Annotated in this window: 26 protein-coding genes and 1 tRNA gene; 18 read left to right on the top strand and 9 right to left on the bottom strand. The window is 33.7% G+C overall.

The window, feature by feature from the left end:
- Positions 1-4: 4 nt before the first annotated feature.
- Both NZ853_11250 and NZ853_11245 read left to right on the top strand, forming a co-directional pair.
- Complete coding sequence (locus NZ853_11250) at positions 5-1249, top strand: U32 family peptidase (protein ID MCS7206260.1); 1245 nt, start codon at positions 5-7, stop codon at positions 1247-1249.
- Positions 1246-2064, top strand: coding sequence for a hypothetical protein (locus NZ853_11245; GenBank protein ID MCS7206259.1), 819 nt, complete (start codon positions 1246-1248; stop codon positions 2062-2064). Before NZ853_11250 ends, NZ853_11245 begins: the two co-directional genes overlap by 4 nt.
- A gap of 142 nt (positions 2065-2206) precedes the next feature.
- Here the strand turns inward: NZ853_11245 and NZ853_11240 are convergent, their stop codons facing one another.
- The 3 genes from NZ853_11240 to NZ853_11230 all read right to left on the bottom strand — a co-directional run bounded on the left by NZ853_11240 (position 2207) and on the right by NZ853_11230 (position 5727).
- On the bottom strand, positions 2207-2374 hold the full coding sequence (locus NZ853_11240; GenBank protein MCS7206258.1) for a hypothetical protein: 168 nt from the start codon (positions 2372-2374) through the stop codon (positions 2207-2209).
- Positions 2375-2600: 226 nt separating this feature from the next.
- Positions 2601-4163 (bottom strand): YceI family protein, encoded by a 1563-nt coding sequence (locus NZ853_11235; protein ID MCS7206257.1) that lies wholly within the window; start codon positions 4161-4163, stop codon positions 2601-2603.
- Entirely contained in the window at positions 4150-5727 is a 1578-nt protein-coding gene (locus NZ853_11230) for a mucoidy inhibitor MuiA family protein (protein ID MCS7206256.1), read from the bottom strand. The genes NZ853_11235 and NZ853_11230 overlap by 14 nt, the downstream gene beginning before the upstream one ends.
- Positions 5728-5779: 52 nt before the next feature.
- Between NZ853_11230 and NZ853_11225 the strand changes: the two genes are divergently transcribed.
- Positions 5780-6325, top strand: a complete 546-nt coding sequence (locus NZ853_11225) for a hypothetical protein (GenBank protein ID MCS7206255.1) — start codon at positions 5780-5782, stop codon at positions 6323-6325.
- A gap of 181 nt (positions 6326-6506) precedes the next feature.
- Positions 6507-6833, top strand: a complete 327-nt coding sequence (locus tag NZ853_11220; protein MCS7206254.1) for a TRL-like family protein — start codon at positions 6507-6509, stop codon at positions 6831-6833.
- Positions 6834-6846: 13 nt separating this feature from the next.
- Here the strand turns inward: NZ853_11220 and NZ853_11215 are convergent, their stop codons facing one another.
- The 5 genes from NZ853_11215 to NZ853_11195 all read right to left on the bottom strand — a co-directional run bounded on the left by NZ853_11215 (position 6847) and on the right by NZ853_11195 (position 11164).
- Positions 6847-7449 (bottom strand): cob(I)yrinic acid a,c-diamide adenosyltransferase, encoded by a 603-nt coding sequence (locus tag NZ853_11215; protein ID MCS7206253.1) that lies wholly within the window; start codon positions 7447-7449, stop codon positions 6847-6849.
- A 9-nt stretch (positions 7450-7458) separates the two neighbouring features.
- On the bottom strand, positions 7459-8082 hold the full coding sequence (tmk, locus tag NZ853_11210) for a dTMP kinase (GenBank protein MCS7206252.1): 624 nt from the start codon (positions 8080-8082) through the stop codon (positions 7459-7461).
- 38 nt (positions 8083-8120) lie between these two features.
- On the bottom strand, positions 8121-9581 hold the full coding sequence (locus NZ853_11205; protein ID MCS7206251.1) for a M20 family peptidase: 1461 nt from the start codon (positions 9579-9581) through the stop codon (positions 8121-8123).
- Positions 9582-9681: 100 nt separating this feature from the next.
- Positions 9682-10257 carry a DJ-1/PfpI family protein gene (locus tag NZ853_11200; GenBank protein ID MCS7206250.1) on the bottom strand — a complete coding sequence of 192 codons (576 nt, stop codon included), beginning with the start codon at positions 10255-10257 and terminating at the stop codon, positions 9682-9684.
- 67 nt (positions 10258-10324) lie between these two features.
- Positions 10325-11164: a TatD family hydrolase gene (locus NZ853_11195; protein ID MCS7206249.1), complete on the bottom strand. Its 840-nt coding sequence runs from the start codon at positions 11162-11164 to the stop codon at positions 10325-10327.
- A 114-nt stretch (positions 11165-11278) separates the two neighbouring features.
- Between NZ853_11195 and lpxA the strand changes: the two genes are divergently transcribed.
- From lpxA to rpmG, 10 genes are all read left to right on the top strand, one after another.
- The gene (gene lpxA / locus NZ853_11190; GenBank protein ID MCS7206248.1) at positions 11279-12079 is read left to right on the top strand and encodes an acyl-ACP--UDP-N-acetylglucosamine O-acyltransferase; all 801 of its coding nucleotides are present in this window, start codon (positions 11279-11281) and stop codon (positions 12077-12079) included.
- Positions 12080-12120: 41 nt separating this feature from the next.
- The gene (locus NZ853_11185) at positions 12121-12555 is read left to right on the top strand and encodes a DUF4234 domain-containing protein (protein MCS7206247.1); all 435 of its coding nucleotides are present in this window, start codon (positions 12121-12123) and stop codon (positions 12553-12555) included.
- A gap of 2 nt (positions 12556-12557) precedes the next feature.
- Positions 12558-13208, top strand: coding sequence for a class II aldolase/adducin family protein (locus NZ853_11180; protein ID MCS7206246.1), 651 nt, complete (start codon positions 12558-12560; stop codon positions 13206-13208).
- Positions 13209-13326: 118 nt separating this feature from the next.
- Positions 13327-14580 (top strand): exonuclease SbcCD subunit D, encoded by a 1254-nt coding sequence (locus NZ853_11175; protein ID MCS7206245.1) that lies wholly within the window; start codon positions 13327-13329, stop codon positions 14578-14580.
- Position 14581: 1 nt separating this feature from the next.
- The gene (locus tag NZ853_11170; GenBank protein ID MCS7206244.1) at positions 14582-15784 is read left to right on the top strand and encodes an AAA family ATPase; all 1203 of its coding nucleotides are present in this window, start codon (positions 14582-14584) and stop codon (positions 15782-15784) included.
- A complete protein-coding gene (locus tag NZ853_11165) occupies positions 15717-17396 on the top strand; it encodes a hypothetical protein (protein ID MCS7206243.1) in 1680 nt (559 codons plus the stop codon). The genes NZ853_11170 and NZ853_11165 overlap by 68 nt, the downstream gene beginning before the upstream one ends.
- 77 nt (positions 17397-17473) lie before the next feature.
- The gene (locus NZ853_11160; protein ID MCS7206242.1) at positions 17474-18346 is read left to right on the top strand and encodes an NAD(P)-dependent oxidoreductase; all 873 of its coding nucleotides are present in this window, start codon (positions 17474-17476) and stop codon (positions 18344-18346) included.
- Between the two features lie 70 nt (positions 18347-18416).
- Positions 18417-18737: a preprotein translocase subunit SecG gene (gene secG, locus NZ853_11155; protein MCS7206241.1), complete on the top strand. Its 321-nt coding sequence runs from the start codon at positions 18417-18419 to the stop codon at positions 18735-18737.
- A gap of 62 nt (positions 18738-18799) precedes the next feature.
- A complete protein-coding gene (locus tag NZ853_11150) occupies positions 18800-19714 on the top strand; it encodes a hypothetical protein (protein MCS7206240.1) in 915 nt (304 codons plus the stop codon).
- Between the two features lie 76 nt (positions 19715-19790).
- Entirely contained in the window at positions 19791-19949 is a 159-nt protein-coding gene (gene rpmG / locus NZ853_11145; GenBank protein ID MCS7206239.1) for a 50S ribosomal protein L33, read from the top strand.
- Positions 19950-20379: 430 nt separating this feature from the next.
- Here the strand turns inward: rpmG and NZ853_11140 are convergent, their stop codons facing one another.
- Positions 20380-20511 (bottom strand): hypothetical protein, encoded by a 132-nt coding sequence (locus NZ853_11140; protein ID MCS7206238.1) that lies wholly within the window; start codon positions 20509-20511, stop codon positions 20380-20382.
- 366 nt (positions 20512-20877) lie between these two features.
- On the opposite strand from NZ853_11140, the gene NZ853_11135 reads away from it, so the two are divergent.
- The 4 genes from NZ853_11135 to lhgO all read left to right on the top strand — a co-directional run bounded on the left by NZ853_11135 (position 20878) and on the right by lhgO (position 23922).
- Positions 20878-20952: transfer RNA gene (locus NZ853_11135), tRNA-Gln, on the top strand.
- A gap of 25 nt (positions 20953-20977) precedes the next feature.
- Positions 20978-21748, top strand: coding sequence for an NTP transferase domain-containing protein (locus NZ853_11130; GenBank protein MCS7206237.1), 771 nt, complete (start codon positions 20978-20980; stop codon positions 21746-21748).
- Positions 21749-21778: 30 nt separating this feature from the next.
- On the top strand, positions 21779-22717 hold the full coding sequence (locus NZ853_11125) for a ribose-phosphate pyrophosphokinase (GenBank protein ID MCS7206236.1): 939 nt from the start codon (positions 21779-21781) through the stop codon (positions 22715-22717).
- Between the two features lie 8 nt (positions 22718-22725).
- The gene (gene lhgO / locus NZ853_11120; protein ID MCS7206235.1) at positions 22726-23922 is read left to right on the top strand and encodes an L-2-hydroxyglutarate oxidase; all 1197 of its coding nucleotides are present in this window, start codon (positions 22726-22728) and stop codon (positions 23920-23922) included.
- Positions 23923-23933 lie beyond the last annotated feature (11 nt).

Below are 23933 nucleotides of genomic sequence, written 5' to 3'. Positions count from 1 at the left end.
GTCTATGAGTAAAAAATATGAACTATTAGCTCCTGCAGGAAATTTTGAAAAATTACAAATCGCTCTTCATTATGGGGCTGATGCGGTATATACTGGACTTCCTGAGTTCAGTCTTCGAAGCCAAATCAAAGAAATGGATTTGGAGATCCTAAAGCAATCCATCGACTACGTAAAATCAAAAAATAGAAAAATTTACATCACAATTAACATTTATCCCCATAACAAGGATTTAGAAGCAATAAAAGAACATTTGCTTTTTTTGAATGATGTAAAACCTCATGCCATCATTATTTCGGATTATGGAGTTTTTCGTTTGGCAAAAAAATATGCTCCTGAAATTCCCATCCACATAAGCACTCAAGCCAATATCACCAACGTAGAAGCTGCGAAATTCTGGGAAGATTTGGGAATAGAAAGAATCATCTTAGCAAGAGAAGTAAGCCTAGACGATATCCGGGAATTTCGTAAAAGCCTAAATGTAGATTTGGAAGCCTTTGTTCATGGTTCTATGTGCATTGCGTATTCGGGACGATGTTTTCTTTCTGCTTATATGACGGGGCGATCTGCTAACAAAGGAGAATGCACAAATTCTTGTCGCTGGAAGTACTCAGTCTACTATTTAAAAGAAGATACAAGAGAAAATGAATTTTTCCCAGTTTTTGAGGATGATCACGGAACCTATGTGATGAGTTCAAAGGATTTGTGTATGATTGAACACCTTCCTTTGTTAGCAGAAGCAGGAGTAAATAGCTTTAAGATTGAAGGGCGCATGAAGGGTATAAACTACTTGGCAGGTGTTGTGAAGGTATATCGTGAAGCCATTGATCTCCTAGAGAAAAACAGTTTTGTTGTGAAAGAGGAATGGTGGGATGAATTAGAACAGTTTTCCAATCGTGGGTTTACCACGGGGATGTATTTTGGACAACCTATTGACGGTTATCAACATAACGGTAAAAGCAGAAATGAACCTGCCTTTTCTTTAGGCGGTGTAATCCAACATGTCGAAGAAGACGGAATTTGGGTATTAGCCAGAGACAAAATCCTATTAGAGGATCGAATCCAAATATTACGAAACGGACTAGAAAAAGAAATATTTCAAATCAAACAAATCAAAACCAGCAACAAGGATATGGATATTTTAAAAAACGGAGAAATGGCAAAATTGGTATTCGATAAAGAAATCCCAAAAAGCGTTCAACCTTTGGATATTTTACGAAAATACAAACATCCAGTGGTTATCACAAAGTGAGATTTTTTGTTTTTTTATTTTTTATTTCATTGCTTGAGGCAATCTCTTGGGAGGTGGGAGTAAACTTACATCAAAGCTATTACCCAAAAACCTCTTTTTTGGATTCTATGCGAAATCCCATTTTTCGCCTTTACGAACTATATGAACCTCATGCAAAGTTAGAACATCAAAAAAATTCTCAGTTCAATGGGGAGCTCTTTATTTCTTTGATTTCTTTTTTTTCTGAGAGGGATTTTATTTCTATCAGTTTTGGAAAGTTTTATTTTCCTTTCATGTGGGTTCAAAAAATTTATGACATAACGCAATACCAAATTGAGTGGAAAGGGGATTACAACGCTATCGTTTTTCAATATGGCATCCAAGCAAGAATCTTAAAGTGGTTTTATCTTGAATTTCCATTAGGGATTGGATACATGCCAGAAGTTCGTTTTTTCTATCAAAGTTGGAGGTTACAATCACTTGGCTTTTTAGATCCCATTACGTTTCATCAAAATTCTTTTTTTAGTGGTGAAGGTTTGTTATGGCGTATCAACGGAAATCTTGTCTATCGTCATCAACAGTGGTCAATAAAATTGGGCATGTCATATCACTACGGAATCTCATCAAGAATGACTTCCAAAAACCAAAATCAAAATTGGTATTGGATACAAAGAAAATACATTTGGATTACAGATGACATTTCTTATTACTTCAAATACCAACAAGAATATTTGGAAACGTTTTATTACGTTCTTCGAAATTTCCCACTCTTGGAGGAGGTAAAACCAATTTGGAGTATGGTTTCCATCCAACTTGGTTTTGGTTTTAGGATGTAGTCTGATTGGGTTCATGAAAAAAACTTCGAAAGGATTTTAATCTATTTGATCTCAAATGGGAATTAGCAAATTTCTTTTTCTATCAACATTTCTGAATTCTTTGTTGATCTTATTGAAATAATCTTTCAAAAGTATCAAGTCTTCATGAGATAGTGTTGTTGGATGAAGATTTGTTATTATGATAAACAGGATAAGTTGAATTCAAAAGCTTGGGATAATTTTCCAAAGAGTCTCGTTGTTGGATATTTTCTATGGCTACTTCATACGGTATTCCATAGGTTTGAGCATTCTTTATGCATTTTTCGATCATTTCTTTTTGAACATCAAAAAGAAATATATGTTTTCTGAAAAATCAACTCTTTCTTTTGCGGGAGTTCTAATATGGGAAGAATCCAATTCCCTTTTCCTGCAAACATATCTACCCAAATATATTGATAGATTTGATTTTTGATCTGAAGAATGAATGTTTTTAATATTTCAGAAGAAGTTAAATGAATCCCTAATACCCTTTTTATTTTCTTGTTAAAAAGGGAACTTCATAATTCTTTTTTATTTTCTATTTCTTGAATTGAAAATTTAACCCAAAATTGGAGTTCAAAAGAAATCAGCATTTCGTAGTTGAGTTCTGAGGTAATCCCAAAATCCCTCAAAAAGACTTTCGTTGAACCAGAAAGACCCATCTTTGGATTTTGATGGTTTTTATCGACCAGCTTTACATGAAAATCAATGCTTATGGGCTTGGTTATCCCTTTGAGAAACAAATTCCCATACGATCGAAATTCGCGATCTTGAAGCACTTGTATGTTGTTACTAAAAAAATAAATATGAGGAAAATTTACTGCATCAAAGAAGTTTTCTGCGTAAAAAGTTTCATCCCTCGTTTGATGTAAAGTGGTGATATTTTTAACGGGAATGAAGATTTGTAAGTTGAGTTTAGGGGTTATATCAACTTGATAGTTTATTTCTATTTCATAATCCTTAGCAATACCCACGAATCTATCTAAAGGAGTCATCAGTAAAAACACAATCTGAGATTGAGATTTATCTACCTCAAAAACAATATTTTTTAGTGAATGTTGAGATAAGTCTTTGTGTTCTATCATTTCCCTTAGAGAAAAGCTCATGGGTTTTTGGAGGTATCGTTTTTGTTCTTCTTCCTTGTTAAGATTAAGTTCTAAAAATTCAAATGCGAGCTGTGGCTGAAAAAGTTCTTTTGATACCACTTTGAATTTTCGACCTATACGAATATAGTCTTTTGCGATGTTATAAAGAGATTCTGAAATCAAAATATGTGTCTGGACTTTTCTATTGACTTTCGTTAAGTAATTTGCCCATTCAATTGTTTTCCCAAAAACCACATTTTCCCAGTTGCCTTTGTAGTTGGCACTGGCGAAAATCACAGCACCAAGGTTTAACCCCATTTGAACTTGGATTCCTTGAAGTTTATTGGTCTCGTTGAATTCTTTTGAGATTTCCAAGATCTCCTTTGTACAATAGAGGGCGTGGAGGGAGAGCTCCAACAATGATTGATTTTCTTTGGGAACAAAAATTGCCATTAAAGAATGTTGATTCAGTTTTTCAATGTAAGAATCAAAATTTGAAAGGACCTTATTTACTCGTTGAAAAAAATGACTCAGCGAAAAAAATACATTAGGAGTTTTTTCTATCAATTCGAAAAAATTTTGTATTTCTATGACTAAAACTGTAGCCTCTTGGTTTTCTTTAGTTTGAGAGTCTGTGATTTCTTTTTGTGCGAGTCGAGAGTCTCCTTCGTCATAGATGAGCCTTCGAACTTTGATATTTCCTTTGGGTATGGTTTGACAAGCTAAACGTATGTTATCCTTCCATCCTTTCTGGTTGGCTATGAGCTTTTCTTGGGAGTTTCTTGGTGGCAGATATTCTAAACCTTCTAAGATTTCCACACGACATGTGGAACAAACCCCATTTCCTAAACAAACGTGATAGTGAGGTATACCGTAATTGAGGGATGCTTCTAAAATCGATGATCCTACTTCGACTTCGATTTCTTTTTGATCTGGTAAAAAAAATATCTTTATCTTAGTCTTTTCGTTGGGATTGGGGACTTCAGTCAAGTCCATAGACGTAAACATCTTCTGGATAACGAACCAAGAATTTTAAATCCAACTTCTTTTCCTGATTTTGCTTGAGGGGAACTTTCCATTTGATGATACCTTGCTTATTTGAAGAAAAATTTTGTTTTGGTTCTAATAGAGAAACTTCAATCATCTCGTGTTTAGAAACTGGGATTTGATCCATCATTTCGACTTCAACCTCTTTAGGAAGAGTGTTCTTGATTTTCAAAGAAAATTCATAATGGATCTGGATTTGTTTTTTGAAGGTTCCCACAATTTCAGTGAATTTTCGTTCGAGTTTTCGTTCAATCTTGATTCGTTCTTCAGTTCCTATTGGGATAGAAATCTCTTCTTTGGGGAGGTAAGGTTTTTCTAAAAAAACTTTATTTTTGTATTTATCATCAAAGAAAACATTTGCCTCACCTACACTTAGAGGAAAATCAAAGGGATTTTCGAGTTTTACCACAACGAAAACTCCAGCCCTCAACTTTGGAACACTCAAATACTGTATTTTTGCCTGGCTTTGATTTGATATTACTTGAACTCTTTGTGGTTTTTGATTGGAAGAAATCAAGTATTTCCCCGGTAATTGAAACTCAAAAGAAGAAATGTCAGAATGTATTTTCGTAATCTGCTGATTTTCTGCCAATGGTGTTTCATCTGGTTGGGTTTCTTTTTTAGCTCTGAAAAATGCTTCGGGTTGATTTCGATAAGGAACAATCACTTCTTTTTGCACCTCCAAATACCATGGAGGAAGCTCAGGCACTATGGACTCAAAGTGTGGTTCTTGGGTGCTTAAAGTCAAAGAAACATCTTTCCAATCCTCACCAGTGTTTTGATAAATTTCTGCCTTCATGCTTACGAAAGCTTTTTCTTTCAATGGATCAATTTTTATCTCATAACTGGGTTTCCAATAGGCATCTTTTTGTAAATATCCCACCTCTAACATAATTTCTTGATCTTGGTTTGAGTTGAGATTGATTTGTATGATTTTTGTTTTTTGGGAATGAGCTTCCCACATGTTGATTTCTTCTTCGATTTTCTTTTTTTCTTGATGGAGTTCGTTGAGTTGATTTTGAAGGTTTGTGATTTTTTTTAGGTTTTCAAGAATTTTTGTTTCTTGGTATTGTAGAAAAGATTTGATGTCTTGAATAGTTATGGACTTTTCTATTGTGAGTTTCTTTAGAGTTTGAATACTGATGTTGTAGGTTTCTTTTTCGTTCTCGAGTTCTAGGATTTTATGAATGAGCTCGTTGAGTTTGGATTTTAGTTTTTCTAATTTCTCGATTTTTATTGGTCGAAGATAAGTATTCCAAATTTGAAGGTTTTGGATTTCTGTATTTCCTTTTGTAATGTGAACTTGAAGGGAAGTGTCGAGAAAACCCTCAGGCAACGGGGAGATCCAGATTTCGTTACTTCCTTTTTTGATTTTTATGCTGCTTTGACGTTTTATAAAAGCATAGTTAGGATACATCACAACTTCTTTGGGTTGAGGATTTAGAATGATTTCTTGGGAATAGAGCTCAAGAGAAACAAAAAAAAGAAAAAGAAAAAAATTAAATATTCTCATAAATCTTCTAAATATTCTTTTTTTTCCTTCATGAAAAGAAAATTTTATTCTCATGACTTTATTGAAGAAAAGAATTCTGTTTAATCTCATCAAACATCATATCCAGCTTACAAAAAAAATTTTTCGTCATTATGCCATCAAAAGAGTCCCTCTTGAGCGAATTCTTTCTTTGACTCAAAGAGTTGGAACAAATCAATTTGATGTTTATACAGGTAGTTTGAATATCTCTCAAATCATTGAAGATCTAAAATGGGAAAATGTATTGTATCACCACCCTTATCTACTACTCTTTCGTTGTAGGGATCATTCGGTTTGGTTATCTCAAGGGATTTGGAAAAACCAAAAACTTTATCATCATATTTTTCCAGCACGAAAAAACATAGCAGAAGCTCTAAGTGAAAATGGCTATTTAGAACCTTTACGAATTCATTCAAATAAATACAAGACTTTACTAATTGCTTACTGGTTGTATTTGAATCAAAGTGAACATAACGACTATCTCTACTATATCGAAAGAGCAAGGGAAATTTTAGGACTCTCAAAAATAAACCATCAACATTCAAAAGTGATGGACGACTTCATACGTTATTTTATTTAGATATTGAGTTTTAATTTAAAATTTTATTATCTCAAAACAAATCAAATTCATAAAAAAAGTTTCATCATAATTTCATAAAATTTGTGAAAAAAACTAATTTTACTTGACTTAAATATTGTTTCATTTAGAAATTGCAAAATTGCTCATGCTCAAAGGAGGGTGTAATATGAAGAAAACTTTTATGCCCAAATTGTTAGCAGTAGCTTTGGTGGGCTTGTTTTTGGGAAGTAGTTGTATTGGTATACCACCAGTAACAAATAAAACAGGAATGGGATCGATTTTTTCTGATCTTACGGAACATTTAGACGGTGTCTCAACGGCAGCACCTAATAAAAAAGGAGAAGCCTGTTCTATAATCGTTCTTGGCGTTGTTGCTATTGGGGACTCTTCAATTGATACAGCAAGAAAAAATGGTGGTATAAGTAGAATTGCATATATCGATAGAAAGTGGTTTAATGTTATATGGGTTGCTTTTGGAAGGAACTGCACGATTGTTTACGGAGAATAAAGCCTATTTTCCCTCAGCGGTTTTCCGCTGAGGATTTACGTTGTTTTTTTCGTTGGCTTTCCCAAACCGTTTCTGGCACATCCAAAACCCAATTACAATACCGAGCCAAAGTAAAAAAATAATCTGACAAACGATTGAAAAATTTTATAAAATCAGGATGAATATTTTCTTTTTTTTCCACAATGGCATAGATGAGTTTTCTTTCTACATCTCGGCATTTGGTTCTGCAAACGTGCAAAAAAGAAGCAATCAGACTTCCTCCCGGCAAAATAAACTTACGTAGTTCTGGCATGTTATTGGACCATTCATCAATCTTTTCTTCCAAGTGAAGAATGTCTTCTTCTTTCAAAATGGTTTGATTGTCTCGATAGTATCCTGCCAATTCCGCAGAATATTCAAAAATAAGGGATTGAATGAAATTTAACTCATCCCAAATTTCTTTGAGTTTTGGATTTGTCTGTTTTTCTTGGATCAAACTGCATACAACACCTATGTAAGAATTCAATTCATCGCAGTTCCCGTATAAATCAACACGGATGTGGAATTTTAAAACCTTTTCTCCACTCGCTAAATGGGTAAAACCTTCATCCCCTTTTTTAGTATAAATTTTTGGCATATATCGAATTTATTGGTTCTTTGATTCTGAAAAGATCATTTCTAAGATTTCTTTTGCGAGCTGATGAGGCTTTTTTTGAGAGTCTAAATCAACCCAAAAGATGTGATGTTTCTGACAAAGTTGTTTGGCAATTGTATAGTTTTGTTGGATTCTTTTTAACTCTTCTTCTTTTTCAAAAATTTCTTTTGCTTGTTGATTCTTTGTGCTTCGAATATCTAAGCGTTTGAGGGCTAAATCTACAGAGATGTTGAGAAAAAAAACCATAGTAGGCTTTGGATATTTGTTGTAAAAAAAATAAAAAATATCTTCGACTTCTTTTTCCTTCTGAGCTTGATATACGGAAGTAGAAATATAATATCGATCCAAAATGATTTTTTTTTCTTGATTGGGTAAAAGGTTTCTTTGGTAATTTTCTCTTCGGTCCCGGTCAAAGAGCTCAATCCATTCTTTGGTTGTCAAAAGAGTCTTTTTTTTTAAATGCTCTCGTATTTGTTTGCCGGTAGAAAAATCTGTTGGCTCATAAAAAAAAGCAAAAGAATCATGAATTTTTAGTTTTTTTATAAATTTTTTTAAATATTCTATCGCCGTAGTTTTCCCAGCTCCATCTAGTCCTTCGAGGACATATAGTTGCATAGGTAAAATGATTATCTATGAAGATGAATTCATTTCTTTTACAAATTTTTGATCACCAAAGCATAAAAAGAAAGGGCAGTTTTAATAGACTCCAATGAGATTCGCTCATTGATGCCGTGCATACCCTGGAGTTCATCTTCAGTGAGATACACGGGCAAGAAGCGGTAAATGCTATTTGAAATTTTACTAAAATGACGTGCATCCGTAGCACCAAGAACCAAATAAGGAGCAATCGAGATTTCTGGATTAATGGTTTTGAGGGAACGAGCAATCAAAGTAAATCCTAAAGAATCCACAGAAGACACAGGAGAAGCTTCCATGGAATAGGGTGTTTCTTCGATTTGGATGGTGGGATCCTGAATGATTTCTTGGACTCGCTTTTTTACTTCGGCAATGGTATCCCCCGGCAGTAGCCGAAAGTTGATGATGGCTTCGGCTTTTTCAGGTATGACATTTTCTTTAATTCCACTTTGGAGGATGGTTGTAGCCATAGTGGTTTGAAGGGAAGCTCTACCTGTGTTGGTGGTGGTTAAGTTCGAAATGATGATAGGTTCAAACAACCAGAGGTTAGCGATCGCCATCTTTTGAAAGAAAGGAAAATCAGCACCAATGAATCGAAACATTGTTTTTTGGATTTCGGTGAATTCATAATCGAACGGATTTTCGTGAAGACGATGTAATGCCGTGATCAATTTCGTTATAGAAGTTTCTTTGGGTGGCATAGAAGAATGACCACTCGTTCCTGTCGTTGTTAACTTCAAACTCAAATACCCTTTTTCGGCGATTCCAATCGTGGCAACAGGTGTATCAATATTGGGAATGATTTTGACTGTGATGGCTCCACCTTCATCTAAAACAAATTCGGGTTGGATGTTCTGCTGATGAAGATATTCGACAATCAGTTTTGCTCCTTGGAATCCGCCGATTTCTTCATCATGTCCAAAGGAAAAATAAATGGTTCGCTCGGGTTGGAAGTTTTGTTGGAGTAAAAATTCTGCTGCTTGTAAAATCCCCAAAACCGTAATTTTATCATCAATGGCACCTCTTCCAAAAAGATAACCTTCAGAAAGGACTCCGTCAAATGGGGGAAATTTCCACTCCGATGGATCCGCAGGAACCACATCATAATGCCCCATAAGAATAACGGGCTTGAGTTCTGGATTCTTCCCTTTCCATTCATACAGAAGTGAAAAATTGAACAGAGTTCTTTTTAGGTTTTTATGAACTCTTGGAAAACTTTTTTCTAAAAATTGTATGAACTTTTGAAATTCGTTTTTATCTATTTGTTTTGGGTCCTGATAGGATATCGTTTGGATTCGGATTGCTTGGGCTAAATGTTCTATAAGTTTTTTATAATGTTCTTCGAATTCCGTTGATTGAAGCCACTCTGTGTTTGGAATAGGTTCATACTTTGGTTCTTGAAGGGTAAAGGTATTGAAGAAAATGACTCCCAAAAAAATAAAAAAAATAAACACAGTGGCAACTAAGAACTTTTTCATGAACTTGAACAAAAATTACTTTGTTTGATTTGACAATCAAATTTTATGTGGGATAACTCCGCTTCTATTCTCTCGAATAGAAGCGGAGCAGGGTTAAATCTCAGAGGTTATGTCCAATAATTTTGATGAATTCTTTTAGAATGGCAGGATGCCCTGGCCATGCTGGGGAAGTCACCCAATTTCCATCTACGACTACTTGATCAAAACCGACTTCTTTATAATTGCCACCTCCTAATATTACTTCAGGTCCAATGGCGGGATAGCAAGTTAAGGTTTTTCCTTTTACCACATTTGCTGCAGTAAGAAGCTGAATGCCATGACAGATAGCAGCAATGGGCTTATTGTTTTCGGCGAAATGTTTGACGATTGAGATAACCCTATCGTTTCTTCGTATGTATTCAGGAGCCCGACCCCCTGGTAGGTATAATGCATCGTAATTTTCAGGCTTTACTTCATCAAAATCTTTATTCAAAGTGAAGTAATGTCCCGGTTTTTCGGAGTAGGTTTGCTCGCCTTCAAAATCGTGAATAGCGGTTTTTACCCTATCGCCTTTTTTCTTGCCAGGACACACGGCATCAACTTCATGACCAAATGCTAACAACGCTTGGAACGGAACCATTACTTCATAGTCTTCTACAAAATCACCAACAAGCATAAGGATTTTCTTTTGCGCCATAACTCTCTCCTTGTATTGATTTGTTTTAAAAGTGATAAATCAAGTTCTCTATATAGACAAATCATTTTTATTTTTCAATAGAAATTTTTTTAAAGGTTTCTTTTACATTTTTTTGAAGTTGGAGAAGGAATTCCTCTTTTGGAATGTTTCTCAGATTGGCTATGAATTCACCAATGTAGATAAGATTGGCAGGTTCGTTGGTTTTTCCCCGTTTGGGGACCGGCGCTAAGAATGGAGAATCTGTTTCAATCAAAAGATTTTCTAAAGGGATTTTTTGAGCAGCTTCTTGAATTACTTTCGCATTCTTGAATGTGACAATCCCACTAAATGAAATCTTCCAATCCAGTTCTAAAAACCACTTGGCTTCTTTATAAGAATAAGTATAACAATGCATAATTCCATTTGGGTATGATACTTCTTTTGCTAAGCGAAAGATTTCTTCTATGGCTTCGGTTTTTTCTTCGTTGTATTGTTTATCATCACGACAATGAACGATAATGGGGAGCTCCAATTTTTTTGCCAATTGAAGGTGTTCAAAAAATGATTCTAATTGAAGTTCTTTGGTTTCAGAATTATAAAAGTAGTCTAAACCTGTCTCTCCAATCCCAACAAAATAGGGATCATCTGAGCTCTGTTGGATGAGTTTTTGGATTTGTTGGATTTCTTCTTTTTTTGATTGTTGGATGGATTCTGGATGTAGCCCTATGGTGTAGTAAACTTTAACATGATCAGTTGGAGCTAAATAATAGTTTTGAATGAATTTTTGATTCCAACGAGAGGACTCTTCAGAAGTGGCAATTTGAATGATCACACTTATGGAGTTTTCTTTGGAGTTTTCTAAGGCGATTTTGATGGGTATTCCGAATGATTCTGTGATATCCAAATGGCAATGGGTATCAATCCACATAAGGGTAAATTTTTTTGATTAGGTTTTATATCAATTTTAATTATTAAAACTTATTAGCTTTGTATGATTTGAAATTCGTTTGCTCATAGTTGATAAACAAAAAAGTTTGCTTTGATGAAGATTCATCCAACGGCTATTGTAAGTCCAAAAGCGGAAATCCACGAAAATGTAGAAATCGGAGCCTATACTATTATCGAAGACGATGTGGTCATTGGAAAAAATACTACAATTGGTGCTTATTGCTACATTCACTCGGGAACAATTATTGGGGAGAATAACCAAATTTTTTCTTATGCAAACATTGGAGGGTTACCGCAGGACATTTCTTTTGATCCCAAAAAAAAAACAAAGATTGTGATTGGAAATCATAACATCATCAGAGAGTACGCAAACCTTCATCGTAGCACAAAAGAAGAACCCACGAGGATAGGAGATGAAAATTATATTATGGGTTCTGTGCACATAGCTCATGATTGTAAAATTGGAAATCGAAATATTTTGGTTCATAGTTCCGTTTTAGCAGGACATGTAGAAATTGGGAACCGAGCATTTATTAGTGGTCATGTAGGGATACATCAATTTTGTCGTGTGGGAGATTATAGCATTATTGGGGGATTAGCAAAAGTGGTGCAGGATATACCCCCATACATGATGGCAGATGGCAATCCCGCAGAAATCGTAGGGATAAATATAGTGGGACTACGTAGAGCAAATTTTACTGAAGAACAAAAAAGAAAAATCAAACAAGCATATAAGATTTTATATAAAAGCGAATTCTCCATATCCAAAGCGTTAGAAGAATTGAAGCTTCAGTTTCCCAATGATCCTGACATCCAAATTTTGATTGATTTTATCGAAAAATCAAAACGAGGGATTGCTTCAAGCTCAAAGACTACCCATGCAGCTGAATTTTAAAATCTCCTTTACATTTCGAAGCGAAACACGAACACGTAATCATGAAGAGTTTTAAAAAACGTTCTCCTCTGTTTGTTGTGGTTATGTCTTTGATTACGTTTGGGTTGTATTTGATTTATTGGTATGCTCAGATTTATAAAGAAATTCGCATAGCCACAGGAACAACTCCTACAGGAAATTCTTTTAGGTTGGATTTTTTGCTATCACTGTTCACGTTTGGTGTGTGGGGAATTTTTGTTGATTATAAAATTTCTACAATCCTACATCAAATCCGAAGTAGGCACCAACTCGAGGGAAGTAATACTTCACTAATAGTTGTGATTTTGGATGTTTTTGCTTATATGACGTTTTTCTTTCTGTGGGTTATCACAAGTGCCATTCAGCAAGAGGAATGGAATCAAATTTCGGAAAAACTAAATTTTGAGTTAGAAAAAACTACAACTACAAAAACTCCTACGTGGAATTCTCCATACTGATTATGAACGTAGAATTGATGGGATTGCTACAAGATGTGATTGAAGTAGGAAAACGGTTATACGAAAAAGGCATGATTGTAGCATTAGAGGGAAACCTCTCGATTCAGTATGAGGGGAAAATCATAATTACCGCATCTGCGGTTCACAAAGGAAATCTAAGTATTCATGATTTCGTGGTAGTTGACTTCGAGGGGAATGTATTGGAATCCCATCAAAAAAAACCCTCAACAGAATTGCCCATGCATCTTAACATTTACAAATCACGACCAAACATAAAAGCCATTGTGCATGCGCATCCACCCTATTGTATTGCTGCTACATTGAATGGAATTTCTTTTATGGATACGGATTTACCTGAGGTTCATTTGATCTTAGGTGATGTTCCAACGGCACCTTATGCTTTAACGGGAACGATAGAGATGTTTCATGCCCTTGAGCCATTTTTGGATTCGGAGGCTATTTTACTTTCTCATCATGGTGCTATTACATTTGGAAGTAGCATCTGGGTAGCCTACAACAAAATGGAGCTCTTGGAACACACGGCTAAGATTTTGTGTATAGCCCACTCTATAGGAAATATCCAAAAACTCCCCGAATACCGAAAACAAGAAATCCGAGAACTCAGAAAAAAACGAATAGGATATGGTAGTTAAATAACTTCTTTCTCCTAAAACAATATTCCAAAGTAAAAAAATCTGAATCCGGTAGAAAAAAATTCCTAAAGAATTGAAACAAAACCTATCTCGTCTTGCTATATATTAGGAGGAATTTATGAAAATTTTGCATACAGCTGACTGGCATCTTGGAAAGAAATTTCATGAAATATCCCTTTTTGAGGTTCAAAGGGAATTACTCAATCAAATCATAGAAAAGCTTAATGAATTAAAGCCAGATGTTTTTGTTTTGGCTGGGGATATTTATCAGCATTATAATCCCTCAGACGAAGCCGTAAATTTATTCGATGAATTTTTAGTAAAAGCAGTGAAATCTCATCCAGGAACCACCTTCATCATCATTAACGGAAATCATGATTCTTCTGACAAGCTCAATTTTGGTTCCCAACTAATGGTAGAAAATCTAAAAATCATATCCAAACTACCATCAACGAAAGAGCCAAAGCCATTAAAAATTCCCATCCACAAAAATGGTTTTGATTTTGATTTTTATGTTATTCCATTTATTCGTATTTTTGATTTCAACCAGCAATTTCCTGATCATAGAGTCGATGATCATAAGGGAGTTTACGAAACTCTGTTCTCTTCTTTAGAAATAGATCATGGGATTCCAATTTTGATTACTCACGCTGCGATAGATTATATGGGTTATTCAGAAGACAAAACTTCTGAAGATGATACTTATGGAAATGTAGGATTGGTCTCGGCTGAGGTTTTTAAAAAATTCAAGTTGGTTTTACTTGGGCATTTTCACAAGCATTTAAAGTTTTCAGATTCAATTTACTATTCGGGTTCTATTTATAAGTACTCTGAGAGGGAAGTTTCTCATACCAAAGGGATTCTTCTGCATGAATGGGATGGGAAAACATTTCAAACAAAATTAATCCCACTTAAACCCATGAGGGACGTAGTCTATATTGAGGACACTAAATCGAATATCATTAACAATTCAAAATATCATCAACACAAAGACGATTTTGTTTTTATCAATATAAAAGATACTTCCCTTTCTTATCATGAACGAGCTCGTTTGAAGGACGAATTATCTAACTATTTTAATAACATAGTATCCATTACGTATGAAGAATTAATTTCAAATTTGAGGAGTTGGCAATATAACCTTACTTATGAAGAAGTTCATGAACTATCGATTGAACAACTATTTTCCAAGTTTTTAGACTATGTAACTCAGACTCAGAAAGAAGAAACTGATGCTACATCACCAAAAAAAGAGCCAACCCTCGAGAAAACATCAGATGATGACACTTCATTACCAAGAGATGAATTCATAAAAATCATTAAGCAATACTATGATGAATTTAAAAAAGGAGATTTAATAATAGGAGGTTAAAATGAAATTGAGAAAGTTAACCTTAGAAGGTTTCAAATCCTATAAAGATCAAATTACAATAGATTTTACAAGATTACCTGAGAATCAAATCTTTCTTATTGTTGGAAACACAGGGGCGGGGAAATCTACAATTTTAGATGCCATACAATTTGCCCTTTTTGGTGAGTATAAAGATGGTTTGAAAAATTATGAGCATATAAATGCTCAAGTACTCAACTCTCTTGGTTATTTGAGTTCTCAGAAAACGAAAAAAAATTATTTATCGAAAGTTGAGTTAGAATTCGAGTATAATGGCAAAATCTATACTATTAAACGATATACAAAATACAATTTTAAAAAAGAAGATAAAAAATTAAAAGGTTCAATAAAGTCTCTACAAGAATTGGATAAAGAGGAATTACTAAAAAAAATCAAATTCGAAACTGAAACAGAAATTCTTAGTACTAAATCGGGACCTATGCAAAAGTTGCCCTTTTTCGGAGGAATTGAAATAAAAGATTTTACTGAAAAATTTTTAGATCAGTTTCAAAAAATTGTGGTAATACCTCAAAATAGGTTTAGCGACTTCTTGAAGTTGAAATCAGACGAAAGAGCTGATTTCCTTGCTAAAGTATTTCAATTAGATTTCTATGAAAAATTTATTAATTTTATTGATGAGAAAAGAAAGCAGTTAGAGAAGGAAATTGAATTAAAAAGAAATGATTTAGAGACAATTTTAGAAAGAAATTTAATCAAGAAATCCATTGAAGACAATCATGTGATTTCGGAATTTGACCTGAAAATACAAGAATTAGAAAATCAAAAGAAAAATTTAGAAGAATCAAAACGAGGTAAAGAAGAAAAGAAAAAAAACTTGAGTCAACAGGAAAATGAGAAAAAAGATGAAAAGAAAAAAATCGAGGACATCATCAAGGATTTGAATAAATATGATAAAAAAGTAAAGGAATACCAGGAAAAAATCTTATCAAAGCAAGAAGAGATAAAGCAAAAAAAAGAAAAAATCGAAAATGCGAGAAAGGTTTCGGATTTATACCCAATCTTCAAACAAATTGAAAAGTTAGAAAATGATATTAAAAAATCTCAAGAAGAGATCAATGCAAAAGAAAAGGAAAAACAGAAAAAACAAAAGGAACTTGATGATAAAAAAAAAAGAGTTAGAAGGAAAGGAAGGGGAAAAAAAATCAAAGGAGTACCAAAAGTATAAAATAGATGATATACTCAATAAAATACCAAATTTTGAAAAACTACAAGAAGAAATCAAAAATTTAAACTCCCAAAAACAAAAAAAAGAAAATATGGAAGAACAAAAAAACCAATACAAAATTAAGTTAGATAAGATTGAACATTCATTAGAAGATATTTTTAAAGTCAAATTTTCAAGTGGTTTAAAAGAAGGAGAACCTTGTCCAGTTTGTGGTTCTTTAGAGCATCCTCAACCGTACAAGTCTGCAGAAACATTTGAGCCTGAAAAATTATTGAAAGAAAGAAATAAATTAAAAGAAAAGATTGATGAGTTAGAAAAACAAATTAAAGCCATTGATGAAAAAATAAATAAAGAAGAAATAATAAATAAATTTTCAGAAGAGCTTTCAGTAAGAAATTCACTAAAAGAATTTGCTAAACAATACTATCCGGATTTACATGATATTATTGAAAAAAACAACGTAATGGAACTAAAGAATAAGTTAAACGAAAGAAAAAAAGAATTAGAAAATGAAATTAAAGAATTTGATAAAATTCAAGAACAAATCATAGGGATATCTGAAGAGATTGGAAAATTAGAAGGGGAAAAATCAAAGTTGAAAGATAATATTAAAGAATATGAAAAAAATTTAGAAGAACTTGAAGAAAAACTTGAAAATCATCTTAAACAAAGGGGATTAAAGAAAAGTGATATTGAAAATTTTTATATCGAAAGTGAAGAGTTAGATAATATAGAAAAGGAAGTAAAAGAATTCGATGAACAAAAAACCGATATAGAACCACAAAAAAATCAATTATACAATCAAATTCTAGATAAACTTCCTGAATTCAATGACAATGAAATTCAACAAACAATTGAACAAAAAAATAGTGAAAAAGCTAAGATTGAAAAGGAAATAGAAGACATAAAAAACTCTACTTCTTCAATAGAAGAAGAATTAACGAGTATCAATCAAGAAATAGGAAAATTATTAAGTAAGATCGAGAGTTTAAAGAAAGATCGTGATGAATTTGTTAATTCAATTGAAAAATATAAACAACAAAAAAATGAATATGATATTGTCAATCAGTTAACCCAGATCCTCAAGGGAGAAGGAAAGAATCTGAAAAGAATTTCTTTTGATAAGTATATTTTAAACGTTTACTTTGATTTAGTTTTGAGGAATGCCAATGAACGTTTAAAATCTATTACGAATCGATATGAGTTGTTTTATACGGATGAAAAAATTGAAGCACGTCAAAAGAAATTAGGCTTAGGGATTAAGGTCTTTGATTCTTATAATGGGGTTGAGCGAAACATTAACGAACTATCTGGAGGAGAAACGTTTTACGTGAGTTTGGCGTTGGCATTGGGGTTAAACGATATGTTTCGACAAAGAACCGCAGGTCTTGAGTTTGATTTTCTCTTTGTTGATGAAGGTTTTGGAAGCCTTGATGAGGGAACATTAGATTCAGTGATCTCAACTCTTGAGGAGTATTTCTTGAAGATGATTAAAAATAGAAAAAGACAAATTGGTATCATTACCCATGTTGAATACATGAAAAAGCGTTTCCAAAACCAAATCATAGTTAAAAACCAAAATGGCGTTAGTAGCATTCTCTATTCTTCATAAATGTAAAGCTTGACTCGGGAAAGTAAGGGAAAACCTTACTTTCTTTTTAAAGCACTAAACGTCAAAAGAGGTAAAAGATGAAAACCATAAGTATCATTGGTGTAGGAATCATGGGTAGGGGGATGGCCATCAACCTTCAAAAAAAAGGATACCGTCTAAAACTTTATGCAAGGAATCCAAAAAAAATTCAGGACTTACAAAACCAACATACAATCATTACGGATTCTTTGAAAGAAGCTGTGAAAGATAGTGATTTGACTGTACTTTGCTTAACTGAGGATTCCGTTGTTGAAAAGATTTTTTTTCATCCTGATTTTTTGGGAACACCACAGAAAGTTATTGTCGATACTGGGACCACTTCTCCTGAGTTAACCCTTCGGATGTTTGAAGAGGCAAAATCAATAGGGGTCCGCTTTTTTGATGCACCCATGACGGGAAGTAAAAACGCCGCCTTAGCAGGTCAGATTTTATATATGATGGGGGGAACAAAAGAGGATTATGAAGCTGGCAAAGATCTTTTTGAAACCTGTGGTAGAAAGACAATTTTTTGTGGACCAGTTTCCTACGGACAAAGAGCCAAGATTGCTTTGAATTTGGTTCAAGCGGGCGTGTATCAAATCCTTATAGAAGGATTTTTCTTAGCTAAAAAGCAGGGAGTTGATTTTGAAGTTTTTTATGAAATTCTCCAAAATTCAGCTGTAAATTCTCCTATTTTGGAAGCCAAAATGTCGTTAGCAAAACAAAAGAATTTTGAACCTCATTTTTCTTTGAAGAACATGAACAAAGATGTCAACCATGCTATACAACAAGCAATCAAGCATCAAGTAGCTCTTCCCTTATCGATGGGACTAAAGTCAATCTACAATGCAGGTATGAATGAAGGTTATGGAGAAGAAGATTTTGCCAGCTTAGTAAAAATCATGGAAAAATTAAATACGATGGAATTATAAAAAGAAATGATTTACAAGGACTAAATGAAATTTTTCTTGATAATTGATTTTTTTGCTTGGGTATAATGTCATGGAATTTCTCAAAATGGCGTTGATAGTTATTTTTATTATACTGAGTTTTGTTTTGATGTTTTTTATTTTAATTCAATCTGGTAAAGGGGGGAGTTTAGGTATTATGGGGGGTGCATCAAATACTCCATTTGGTGCTTCTACTATGGATATTGTAGAGAAAATCACTTGGTGGGGGATAGCTCTTTTTTTTGTTTTTGCGATTTTGTTGGCAATTTTATTTGCTGAACCACGAAGAAAAATCACTATTCCAGAAGAAACACCCCCAAATATTCCCGTAGAAAAATCTAATACCGAACAAAATTCAGGAGAAAAAAAATAAAAATTCTTAAATTCATTAAATTCGTAAAGCGAAAATACCTATAATTAAAAAGAGGAGTGGTTATGAAAGTAAAGATTTGGAAGTATATACTCATTTTTTTTGTGATGACAACCTACGTTTTTGGGCAGCAAAAACTGATTGATAGAGAAGAAGAAAGAAAAGAATACCCGGACCTACAACAAACAGAAAAAATATTGGATAGAAATATAGCGGATGCATACAAACGCTTATCTATATTTGGGCCGTTAATAAATCTTGCCAAAGATGATAGAGCGAAGTTTTTCAAACATAGAGAAGATCCTTTAGATTTTCGTCATACTCTTAAAAATATCATTTATACTCCAAGAAATACCTATATACGCTATGTAAAAGAAACTCCTGAATTCTTGTTAGTTGGTTTTGGTACTACAGAAGAAACCCTAGCAAAAATAAAAGAACGAATTGACTATGTTGTGAGTCAAGGTGTTCAAGTTCCACAATTACAGTTTAAACAAAGAGATGGGATTGAGCTCACTCAGTTTGATTTTATCTATGATGAAAATTCACCAACCAGAGAAGTAATTGGTTCAAGAAGAAAGTCACTAACTTTATTTTATGAAAGAGTAAACCAAGGTGTAATTGATATTCCTCAGGATTTTCGAATGACCATGGTAGTATCTCGTATTGTTAGAGATAACATCAGAGAAGGAATAAAAGATGTTGAATTAGTGATTGATCCAAGTCCAGAAACAGATGGGCTTGATGATGTTGTTATTTTACATCGATATAATCAAAAACCAACGAATGTAATTATACTAGGTAGTATGCATAATACACCAAATTATCCTCATAGGGTTGAATTTAAAAGGGATTTTCATTTGATTCTTCTTGATCATTTCAATATTCTTTACCGAATGGTGGATGGTTTCGCTAAAAGAGATTCAAATGAATATAATCAAAAAGTTCTTGAATACCTAATTGAGTCAATGGAGTACTAAGAGCACTCTTATCAGAGTGCGTCTTAGCTTTCTTTATAAAAGTTGACGTTTTATTGATCATAAAAAATATAACCACATGAGAGAAATAATCAAATTAGAATCAACAGCAAAAACAGGCTATTTTTATACCACAACAAAAAACAAGAAAAAGCAAACTTCGAAATTAGAAGTTCGAAAATACGACCCTATTGTAAGAAAACACGTCAAGTTTGTTGAGAAGAAAATCTCTAAATGAAAGTTTATGATGAGATTTCGAATGCCAAAATCAATTTATTTCTACATGTTTTGAATAAAAGGGAGGATGGATTTCACAACATTTTAAGCCTTTTTCTTCCTGTTTCTTTTGGAGATCGTTTACGAATTATTCTAAATACAGATAACTTTCTTACAGAGCCTGATAAGATAGAATTTCAAAGCATAAACCTCATTTCGTTAAAAAAACCAAGACTTGAATTCGAAGAAGTTTCGGAGAAAGGAAATTTCAAAAAAAATTTGATCTATAAACTTTTTGAAATACTTTTAACGAAAGGATTCAAAATCCCTAAGCTTTCGATAAGGTTATACAAAAAAATTCCTCCGGGCTCAGGTTTGGGTGGTGGTTCGGGAAATGTAGGTGCTTTATTAAGATTTTTGGTAAAAGTAGGGATTTTGAATTTTAACGAAGCTTATGATGTTGCCATTTCTCTTGGTTCTGATATTCCCTTTTTTCTATACAATAAGCCAAGTTGGGTAATGGGTCGTGGAGAAATCATAGAACCTTTGAAAAATTCGGCGATATTCTCTGGTTTATATGGCATTTTGTGTTTGAATGAGATTTCTGTTTCTACAAAATTAGCATATGAAATGTTGAAACGCCCTTTAGATAAGAAGGGATTTGATTATACGAATCAAAAAAAACAATTATCAAATTTTCTTAACGAGAATATAGAAAATTTTTTTAATTTCACAAGAAATGATTTTGAAGAACCAGTTTTGAATCTCTATCCTGAACTTTGGGAATGCAAAGAAAATCTGATGAAAACTCAACCCCTGTTGACAAGAATGACAGGTAGTGGTTCAGCTCTTTTTTCTTTGTATAACGACAAGAAAAAAATGATTGAGTCCCTAAGATTTCTAAATAAAATGGATTCAAGCAGAAGTTTTTCTCCTTTTCGGATACTCACTGGGCAGTCGCCAAGCGGTAAGGCATCAGATTTTGGTTCTGACATTCGGAGGTTCGAATCCTCCCTGCCCAGCCATTAGAAACGCAAGGGTGTTTTCGTCATGGTATCAGAGAAATATGCTGTTGTTCTTGCCGCTGGGAAGGGCACACGAATGAAATCCGATCTTCCTAAAGTACTAATGGAAGTGGCAGAAAAACCCATGATTCATCATGTTTTGGAAAATTTGTTTCATATAGACTTAGAGAAAATTTTGATTGTAGTAGGATATAAAAAAGAATTAGTAGAGGAAAAAACTCAGGAATTTGTTCATCAAAACTATCCAGAAAAATCATCCAAAATTGAATTTGTTGAACAAAAAGAACAATTAGGAACAGCACATGCCTTCTTGATGACTGAGCCATATTTGTCTCAAAAGAGGGGGTTGGTTTTAGTGACAGCTGGAGACATGCCCTTGATCAAAACAAAATCGTTTTTAAAATTGTTTGAGCTTTGTGAGGTTCATCAAACCCCTGGTTCTGTTCTTGGTGCTGTTTTAGAAAATCCCACAGGTTATGGAAGGTTCGTTCGAAACAAAGAAGGCTTATTAGAAGCCATAATCGAAGAAAAAGATGCTGATGAAGAAACAAAAAAAATCAAAGAAATCAATACAGGATGTTATGTATTTCGTCTTCCTGGGGTTTTTCATGTAATCAAACAAATCAACAATCATAATGTCCAGAAAGAATATTATCTTCCTGATGTGATTAAAGTTTATCGAAAGCAAAATCAATTTTTCTCTGTTTATACATTGCAGGACTCACGCGAAGCATTTGGAGCAAACACCATTGATGAATTAAATGAGTTAAATCGTATTTATTACTTGCTCAAATAGAACAAAAAAAAATTTATCTTTTTTTAAATTATGAGTTTTGAACTTTTGTTAATATCAGGCAATGCAAATCGACCCTTAGCAGAAGAAGTCGCTAAGTATTTGAATCTAAAATTAGCTGATGTGAGTATAAAAAAATTTTCAGATGGGGAAATATCAGTAAAAATCAACGAAAACATACGAGGTAAAGATGTTTTTATCATCCAACCTACATCAGCGCCAGCAAATGATCACATAATGGAACTTTTATTGACTGTCGATGCCGTTCGAAGAGCTTCTGCGAAACGAATTACTGTAGTTATTCCGTATTATGGATATGGTAGGCAAGATAGAAAATCTGAGCCAAGAGTCCCCATCTCAGCAAGAGTAATAGCCGATATTTTGCAAGTAACTGGTCCCGATCGAGTTTTAACTGTAGATTTACATGCAGATCAGATTCAAGGTTTTTTTCACATCCCTGTTGATAATATTTATGCAGCTCCTGTGTTCATTAATTACATCAAAAATAAACAATTTGAAGCTCCTGTCGTGATTTCTCCTGATACGGGGGGTGTAGAGCGAGCACGATATGTTGCAAGGCACATAGAAGCAAATTTAGCTATCATAGATAAAAGAAGACCTCAGCCTAATGATGCAGAGATCATGAATGTGATTGGCGATGTAGAGGGTAGAGAATGTATTATTTATGATGATATAATTGACACAGCCGGAACTATTACAAAAGCAGCGAGAGCTCTAAAAGAAAAAGGGGCAAAAAAAGTAATTGCTTGTGCCACTCATGCCGTGCTCTCTGGGAATGCTATAGAAAAATTACAAAATTCAGAACTGGATGAAGTTGTATTTACAAATACAATTTATTTACCACCAGAGAAAAGAATACCCAAAATTGTGGTTTTATCGATTGCAGTATTATTAGGAGAGTCTATTCGAAGAATCCACAATGAAGAATCCATAAGTTCCCTTTTTTTATAAAATTTTTAATGCAAAAGGTTGAGACTGACTTTTTGGTCATTGGTGCTGGGATTATTGGACTTGTCTTTGCTAAAAGACTCAAAGAAGTTTTTACGGATGCAAAGATCATTATTATTGATAAAGAAAATGATGTAGCACTCCATGCAAGTAGCAGAAACAGTGGGGTGCTTCATGCCGGGTTTTACTATTCACCTGATTCCCTCAAAGCAAAATTGACAAAAGATGGAAATCTCTACTGGAAGGACTATTGCCTCAAAAATCACTTACCCTATAAAAACACCCAAAAAGTCGTTGTTACAAAAAACGAAGATGAATTAAAAACCCTCTGGGAGCTCTATCAGAGAGGAAATAAGAATCAAGTTCCGCTAAAACTGATCGACGAAAAAGAACTCAAAGAAATTGAACCCAAGGCAAAAACCTTTCAAAGGGCATTATATTCACCTTTAACAGGGAATGTGGACCCAAAAAAAATCAGTTTTCATTTGAAAGAAGAATTATCAAAAACTTCAGTGTTATTTCTTTTCTCAGAACCCTACATCACTAGAAGAAAAGATCAAGTGATCACGAAAAACTATCAAATTAAAAGTAGGTTCATCATCAATGCTGCAGGCTTGTATGCGGATAGGATAGCTAAAGGTTTTGGAGTGGGAAAAGATTATACGATTTTACCCTTTAAAGGACTCTATCTTGAGGCAGAGAATCAAAACTTTTTTCGAACGAATATTTATCCTGTTCCAGATTTGAACTTCCCTTTTTTGGGGGTTCATTTCACTATTACTATTGATGATAAAATCAAAATCGGACCTACGGCTATACCAGCTTTTTGGCGAGAACAGTATTCGGGTTTTGAGAATTTTCGTTTTGGGGAATTATTAAAGATACTTTATCATGGTTCATCTCTTTTTTTGAGAAGTTCCTTTGAGTTTCGTAGTTTTGCAGCAGAAGAAATAAAAAAATACAATAGATCGTATTTACTGAAAAAAGCCATGATGTTGGTCTCAGAAATTCCAGAACGAAAATTTCGATGGGGCAAAGCAGGGATTCGTGCCCAACTTTTGAATAAAAAGACTTTACAACTTGTGAATGATTTTGTCGTAGAACAAGAAGAAAATTCCATTCATGTTTTGAATGCAGTTTCACCTGCTTTTACAGCAGCATATCCTTTTGCTAAATATGTGATAGAAAAGTATATACGAATTTATTAGGTATTTACTTA

It is taken from the genome of Leptospiraceae bacterium (assembly GCA_025059995.1).
Classification (GTDB): domain Bacteria; phylum Spirochaetota; class Leptospiria; order Leptospirales; family Leptonemataceae; genus SKYB61.
Note: the sequence above shows the minus strand (reverse complement) of the source record. Positions and strands in the feature narration are given on the sequence as shown.